6 protein-coding genes are annotated in these 7,327 nt (G+C 63.3%); 4 read left to right on the top strand and 2 right to left on the bottom strand.

Going from position 1 to position 7,327, the window contains the following annotated elements:
* A partial coding sequence (locus ACNTMW_RS33415) for a restriction endonuclease (RefSeq protein ID WP_426638064.1) occupies positions 1 to 1,636 on the top strand: 1,636 nt, incomplete at its 5' end.
* Between the two features lie 93 nt (positions 1,637 to 1,729).
* On the opposite strand, the gene ACNTMW_RS33410 is transcribed toward ACNTMW_RS33415, so the two are convergent.
* Positions 1,730 to 2,143 carry a hypothetical protein gene (locus tag ACNTMW_RS33410; protein WP_426638063.1) on the bottom strand — a complete coding sequence of 138 codons (414 nt, stop codon included), beginning with the start codon at positions 2,141 to 2,143 and terminating at the stop codon, positions 1,730 to 1,732.
* 2 nt (positions 2,144 to 2,145) lie between these two features.
* Complete coding sequence (locus ACNTMW_RS33405; protein WP_426638062.1) at positions 2,146 to 4,467, bottom strand: hypothetical protein; 2,322 nt, start codon at positions 4,465 to 4,467, stop codon at positions 2,146 to 2,148.
* A gap of 1,115 nt (positions 4,468 to 5,582) precedes the next feature.
* Between ACNTMW_RS33405 and ACNTMW_RS33400 the strand changes: the two genes are divergently transcribed.
* From ACNTMW_RS33400 to ACNTMW_RS33390, 3 genes are all read left to right on the top strand, one after another.
* Positions 5,583 to 6,020: a recombinase family protein gene (locus ACNTMW_RS33400; protein WP_426638066.1), complete on the top strand. Its 438-nt coding sequence runs from the start codon at positions 5,583 to 5,585 to the stop codon at positions 6,018 to 6,020.
* Positions 6,021 to 6,078: 58 nt separating this feature from the next.
* A complete protein-coding gene (locus ACNTMW_RS33395; RefSeq protein ID WP_426638061.1) occupies positions 6,079 to 6,321 on the top strand; it encodes a recombinase family protein in 243 nt (80 codons plus the stop codon).
* A 195-nt stretch (positions 6,322 to 6,516) separates the two neighbouring features.
* A complete protein-coding gene (locus ACNTMW_RS33390; protein WP_426638060.1) occupies positions 6,517 to 7,269 on the top strand; it encodes a hypothetical protein in 753 nt (250 codons plus the stop codon).
* Positions 7,270 to 7,327 lie beyond the last annotated feature (58 nt).

Below are 7,327 nucleotides of genomic sequence, written 5' to 3'. Positions count from 1 at the left end.
CCCGGCTGACCGTCATCGACGGCGAAGCCGAACCCGACGACAACTCCCCAACAGCGGAGATCGCCGCATAACATCAACCCGGATCTTCTCGGTGATCGTCTCTTACACCATCACCGTGGACGCGGCCCACATGGCGCGACGTAAAGGCTTAATCGCTCAGATGATCGACGCCCGCAAACAGACCAAGAAGCTCGAGGCCCAAGCGGAGGCGCGCAGGCACCGCGAGCTGATAGCCGAGCAGAAGCGCCAGGAAGCGGAAGCTCGCCGCGAGGCTAAGCAAGCCGAAGCTGCGGCAAAGAAGGCCGAGGCAACGCGAATGCGGCAAGAGGTACAGGCGAAACGCTTAGCTGATCAGGCTGCCACGAAGGCAGCCCGTGAGGATACGCAGCGTGAGCGTGCCGAGGAACGACGCCGAACCGCTGAGACCCGCACGAAGGCACAGGAGGCAGCCGCAGCGAAGCGTCTGGCGGAACAGGAGGCGCACGCCCGCAAGATGGTAGAGGCGGATTTCCGGACCGAAGCCGTCGCCACAAGGATTACCGAGTACGGGCAGCTGCTCGCCCGGAGGAACCAACGCGCCGCTGAAGCAGTTCCCGAGCTCAGCGCAGCCCTGGCGAACAGCGGTCCTACTGCTTTTGTGGAGCGCCTGCAACATGTTCTCGCCCAGTCCCGCTACCCTGAGGGTCTGAGGGGCAAGGCTGCCGCCCACTACGACCCCGCCTCCCGCGAACTGCTGATTGAGTACGAGCTACCACTCCAGAACGTCGTGCCCGCCGTCGTTGCCTACCGCTACACGAAAGCGAAGGGCATGACGGCTGTGCCGCGCAAGGAGCCCGAGACCAAGAAGCTGTACGGCGATCTCCTTGCACGGCTCACGCTCCGAACCATCGCCGAGGCTCTGGACGCCACACCCCCGGACCTCGTCACCGGCATTCTTTTTAATGGCTATGCCTCCACCAAGGACAAGGCGACCGGACGCGCCATCCGCCCACTGCTGGTCAGCGTCGATGCAGAGCGGGACAAGTTTGCCGAGGTACAGCTCGACGAGCCAGAGTTGGATCCTGTGCTGTGCCTTCGAAACCACCTCAACGCCATCGTTTCCCCGCACCCTTACGACCTCGTCGGCGTGAGGCCGGTGGCGTCCTTCGACCTGTCAAAGTACAAGTTCGTTGACGAGATGGATGTGATCGCCGGCTTGGATAGCCGCACCGATTTACTCAAGCTCTCACCCGGCGAGTTCGAGCACCTCATCCGTCGACTCTTCGAAGCTATTGGCATGAAGTCGTGGGTAACGCAGGCATCTAAAGACGAAGGCGTCGACGGCGTCGCCATCAATGAAGACCCAATCGTCGGCGGGCTTTGCATCATCCAGGCTAAGCGTTACAGCAAAATCGTTGGCCTCGAGGCAGTCCACGCCCTCGCCGGCGTGATGGATCACAAGCGCGCCGCCAAAGGCGTCCTCGTCACTACTTCATGGGTCGGCAAGGCGAGCCGCGACTTTGCCGCAGCAAACGGACGTATCCAGATCATCGAGGGCCGGAATCTCAAACACATGCTGAAAGAGCACCTCGGCCTCGACGTGCTAATCGGCCTAGAGAAGCTTCCACCGGGTTGGCAAAAAACGGATGTGGTGTAGGGCAACCAACTCGAGCCCTACCGATGTTTCAATAAGGGGCGAAGGAGGCGTCTTGTTGAGTCACCCACTCCAGGGTCGCCGATATCAAGAATCCTAAAGGGACGAGCCTTCCCTTGGGGTCTGCCTGGCGAACTCCATCTCTAAGTCGTTGACTGATGTCGCCCATGCCGCCACATCACCAAGGGGTGGGGTTGGTTCAGGATTACGTCCGTGAAGAAGATCGCACACTTCGTTGTACGTCTTCACCGCCGCCATGACGATGCGTAAACGCCTCTTCTGGTCCTCGGTGGTGAGCCCAGGTTCCCCGACTGAAAGCATCAACCGTTGACGTATGCAGCTTGAATCCGCTGGTGCCGCGATCGTCGTAGCAGGCAAAGCGGCGGCAAGCCGCTCGACACGTACCCGCAGCACAAGAGCGCGAAGCTTGCCCTTGTCGTACGCAGTACCAGGCCATGCGTCGTAAGCAGCGATGAGGTTCTCGATACTTGTGGCTGGCATCCGCGTCATGTCTACCTCGTCAGTGTGTGGATGCGAGTAACAAGCTCCCGGGACTGTTTGAGCCACTTGCGGCACTGAGCCATGGTGGCAGGCGCCGGTGCGCGGCCGTGAGCGCCCGCGTTGAGTGCGGTGATCGTGGGGTTAAACTGTCGGTAGTCGAGCTGGTTTAAGCCGGCGCGCCGTGCGTAACGGTTGAGCAGGTCTAGTTGGTCGCGGGTCTTCTTCGCTCGGTTTGCGTCTGACTGCAGCTGCTCATCGGTTAGCTCAAGCCGACGGGCCAGGATCTCAAGCTGCGTGACGACCTCCGTATCGACGGCCTGCCGGCACATCGCCAAAGTCATTGATGTCCGAGCCTCGGCAGTTCCTAGCGCTTCTCTACTTTCGGCGTCGAGGACCCACTTGATCTCGTCGAGCAACTGTTCGCCAGGTCGGGTGATGTTCTTGACTCGGACGTGAGATGGGGCACCAGTGGGACGGTCGAGACGAAAGTGCGTAGCAAGGTATCCCAACGACCGCAGTTCTCGCCAAAGTCGATCATCGTGGGTGAATATGATAATTTGATAACGGTCGGCTAGCGCTACCAAATACTTGGCCAGGTACCGAACCCGCCAGTCGTCAAAAGCGTGGATGGGGTCATCGAGGACCAGGAACCGAAACGGGCTGTGTGGCTGGGTCGCGCGAGGTAGGTAGGTGGCCAGTGATAGCACGTTCCGCTGGCCAGTGCTCAAAACGGCTGGCTTGTTCGTCTTGGCGGGTACAGAAGTCCCGCTAGCGGAGAGGTCGATGTTTACCTTGCCCGCCTGGCGGACTCCACCGGCCAGGGAGATGCCATTGAGTTCAAGGTCCGCATCGCTGTTCAAGGCCGCCCAGATCTCCGTGACCTGGTCACCGATTGGCTCGAAGACGTCAGTGCGGGTCGTCTTGATCCATCCGTCGACCTTCTTGGCGAGTCGATCCGCGGTCTTGGCCCGAACCAGGGCACCCCGAGCACCATCAAGCGCATCGAGCCAGCCGTCGATGAGAGCGCGGACACCGGCACGTTCTGCGATGGACACATCGCGGCTACTCAAGATCGAAGATTTTGTAGCTTCGTACCACTTCACGAGATCGTTCGCATCAGCGAGCAAAGCTTCGACACCAGTCGCCGTCGCGGTCTCTACCGAAAGGTCCTCACCGGCCGATACAAGTCTCTCCCAACGCTCGATCCACAATGCCGACGCCTCGGTGCCGAGGAAGTCCACGACTGCCTCCCGCGTACGGGCGGGTAACGGTGGCGGCAAGCATGACCGCATTTGCTTGATCTGCTGACTGGCTGTGCGTTCGGCAGCACGGACTTCGGCGAGGATCTGCCGAAGCATGGCTGCTTGCCCGGCCGCCACTGTGGCCCAGGCAGCGCCGCTGGTCTGACAGACCGGGCAGACGTCTCGGCGCCGTAGATCCGAAAGGTATTCCCCTTCCTCGGCCAACAACTTGTCCAGCGCGACCTGGACTGTGGCGACGCCTTGTATGGTCCTCGCTCGCGCCGCCTGGAGGTTGCCGATTGCCGCCGACGCTTGGCCGCTGAGTGCGTCGTTCACGCCCCAGCCGTCAACAAGGTCTATTCGCGGTGGGACAGACGAGGGCAGGTTGGCTGCGAGCGCCCGCACTTCGCAACATTTATCTGGATCCGGCGTTGCCCCGATGTCCCCCAGATTCACGAGCAGCTCCGTAACACCACTCTTCTTCACACCATCAACCGCCACCTGATAAGCCATTGTCACTGCTTTCTCAGAATCGCGGCCGATCTTCCGAATTATGTCGAGATCCTTCAAGAGTTCTTGCAATACCCCTAACGAAAGTGCATCCTTCAAAAACTCGTGCAAAGTCCCCGGACGTTCGATGACTGGCGAGATTTCGGGATAGAGGAGTACTGGCAGATAGCGCTCGAATGCGGCCATCCACCAAGTAGGAACAGGACCGGCCGGACCGTTTCCCTCGCGCCATTCGACCGTCCCGTCGTTACCACAAGATACCTCGATTTCGCGCACGCCGTTTGAGACAACGACCTTGATGCTCCGGTTTTCGCAATGAATGTTGCGTTCGGCAAGTTCGTAGCTACGTTGCCTACCGTTGCTCAGCAGGTGACGCATCGCGTCCGCGGCACTGGTCTTACCAGTTCCATTGCGCGCGCTGATGACCGTAATCCCATTGGTGACCGGGAACCCAAGAGAGAGCGGCGTTTCCCCTACGCCAACGTGTCCCTGCACCTCCACACTCGCCAAGTACCAGTGACCATCGGAGGTTCCCGCTTGGTTGGCTGAAACCTCCTTGGACGTGACGATTTCCTCCAGCATTATCCGGAGGTCTCCGTCTAGAGATGCCGCCTCCGCCCTAACATCCTCCCACGTTAAAAGCACACGTCTAGCCGAGCCGCCGCCCACGGCCACCTCCAGATGTTTTGGCCGTGGACAGTCGCTGCAATGCCTCGTGCCGACTTCACCAGTTCACGAGCCAGCGATCATGGCCAGCTCAGCAGCAAACAGAACAGGATATCGACCGAGGCGTTTCCGCTCAACCCATTCCGCGCAATCGCCACTCGCCCGAGCGCTCGTCAGGCAATTTACGAACGCATGTGCGAATAGCGTATCCGAGATGAGCAGCGAAAACTACGGAAAGCTATCGACGAGATACATCTGGATAGTCCCTCGTCTGCACTCAGCTCCACCCAATACAGAAAAGAACTCATCTTTGTGGCTTAGCCACGGCCCTCGTCGGGGTTTGCGCCTTGACAATCCCCGCGAGCGGAGCGTTCGTCGACAGGCGGCAGCGTCCCGACGGCGACCGGCCAACCGGTCGTGACCAGCCCCGATGCCGGGACCGCACTGCCGGGGCCGAGGAGTTAGTCGAGTCGCTTGGAGGCGCATCGCGGTAGCCAGGGATGAGCAGGCGCCGCCGGCAGGGATGAAGAAGGTGGCCCGCTCGTCTGTGGGGCCGCAACCCGCCGGCTGTCCAGCTCGGTGGAGATCGTCCGAGTCCATGGTCCGGACGCGGCGCATCTCGCCGCGGTCCAGCTTGAAGCGATCAGGGAGGTACTCGCATCGGCGCTAACCCAGCACGACATGGCCAGACACATCAGGGACGAGGACCGGGCGGCATGAGTACCGGACCGGATCGCCGGTACGGGACCAGGCCGCCCGGCCTGCCTACCAGCCCACCGCCAGCCGCGATACCACCTTGACCAAGGAGCCTTGCATGACCACGCACCCCTCGCTCAACAGCTATCCGTCATCCATCTACCAACCCCCGAGCCAACCCGGCCGACCGGCCGTTCCACGCGTCGCGGTCGCGTTCCTGGACCGGGTCTCCACCGATGACCAACAGGACTCCACGCTCTCCCTGCCGCGCCAGCTGGCCAACTGCCAGGCCGCCCTACCCGAGGACTGGGGAGATCGTCGCCTGATTCTGGGACATCGAGTCCGGCCGGACCTCCCTGGAACGTCGAGGCCGCAGCCGCGCGCACGAGCACATCGCCGTTCCGCTGCCTCGCGACGGCGGACTGGTCGATCTGCTCGCCGAGGCCGAGCACCCCGGCCGGCGCTTCAACGTCGTGATCTGCGAGTCGATCGACCGGCTCGCCCGGCGCACCTACATCGGCACCCGCATCGAGCACCAGCTCGAACGGGCCGGCGTACGCCTGTACGCCGCCGACGAGCCGATCGACCCGCGCGGCAAACGTTCCACCGGCCTGCTGACCCGCCAGGTCAAGCAGGGCGTGGCCGAGTGGTACGTCACCGACATGCTCGAACGCTCCTGGGACGGCTTCAAGATCACACCGTCCAGGGCTGGAGCGTCGGCAAGCCCCCGTACGGCTACGCCGCGCAAAGGTCGACCACCCGGTCCCGGCTAAGGCCGCCGAGGGCCTGACCAAGACCCGCCTGGTCCCCGACCCGCTTCGCGCGGCGGTCGTGGCGTACATCTTCCGGCTGCGCGTGGTCGAGCGGCCCGGCCTCAACGCCATCGCCGCCCGCCTCAACACCGACCACGACCTCTATCCGGTCCCCCAGCCGACCAGCTCACGCCGGCGGCGCGGCAGCTGGTCCGGCTCTGCCGTGCGTGGCATCGTCACCAACCCGAAGTACACCGGCTACATGGTGTGGAACCGCCGCGCCACCAAGTCCGGCGGCCGGCTGAACCCGCCGGAGGGGTAGGTGTGGTCCGAGCAGCCGACCCACGAACCGTTGGTCACCCGCGAGACGTTCGAGGCCGCCACCCAGATCTCGCGGACCCACGAGCGCACCCGTCTCTCTGACCCACGAGCGCACCCGCTCGACCCCTGGCCCGAACCTCGCCCACCCGCAAACCAAGCGCGGCTACCTGCTGCGCTCCTACGTCCGCTGCGGGCTGTGCGACCACCGCATGTTCGGCAAGACCCGCCACGGCCGCGCCTACTACTGCTGCTACCCGGCGGCCAACGGCGTCGATCGCCCGACAGCCATCCTGCCGATCACCCTAAGACGATCTACGTCCGCGAGGACGATCTCACCGAGGCTCTCGACCACGTCATCGCCACCCGCGTCTTCGGCCCGGACCGACACGCGCTCCTCCGCCGCGGCCTGGCCGAGCTGCCCGGCAAGCGGCAGCACGCCGACGACCGGCGCGCTAAGGCGCTGCGCGAGCAGATCGACGACCTGACAGACCGGCAGGACCGGATCATCACCGAACTGGAGACCACCGACCCGGCCGACCGGGTCGTCCGGGACCGGCTGCGCCGCCGCTTCGACGCCCTTGAGGCCGAGTGCGCCGACAAGACCGCCCAGCTCGACGCGCTGGAGGCAGCGCGCGACACCGAGCCCCAGCAGGACGTCGACCTGCTTAACGCCCTTCCGCTCCTGCCACGCATCAAAATCACCGAGGCGCCCGAGCGGATCCAGCGCAAGCTCTACGACGCCCTCCTACTCAAGATCCACTACGACCGCCTCGACCAGGCCCGCTTCCGCATCGTCCTCACCGACGACACCGCCAACCTGCTCAACCATGCCGTCGACGGCGTCGAGGAGCCGACAATTCGTGCACATGACGCGTCAACCCCGCCGGGGAACCTCTTTGTACTGAGCCGGTCGCTGCTGCCGACCTCGTGGCACCGCGGGGTGTCATGATGCGCGATGATGCCTCGTGATGCACCGGCTGCTGCAGACGTGCGCCGCCGCCTGCTCG

Origin of the sequence: Planosporangium spinosum (assembly GCF_049999945.1) — a bacterium.
Classification (GTDB): Bacteria; Actinomycetota; Actinomycetes; order Mycobacteriales; family Micromonosporaceae; genus Planosporangium; species Planosporangium spinosum.
This window is presented reverse-complemented; position numbering and strand designations above follow the sequence as displayed.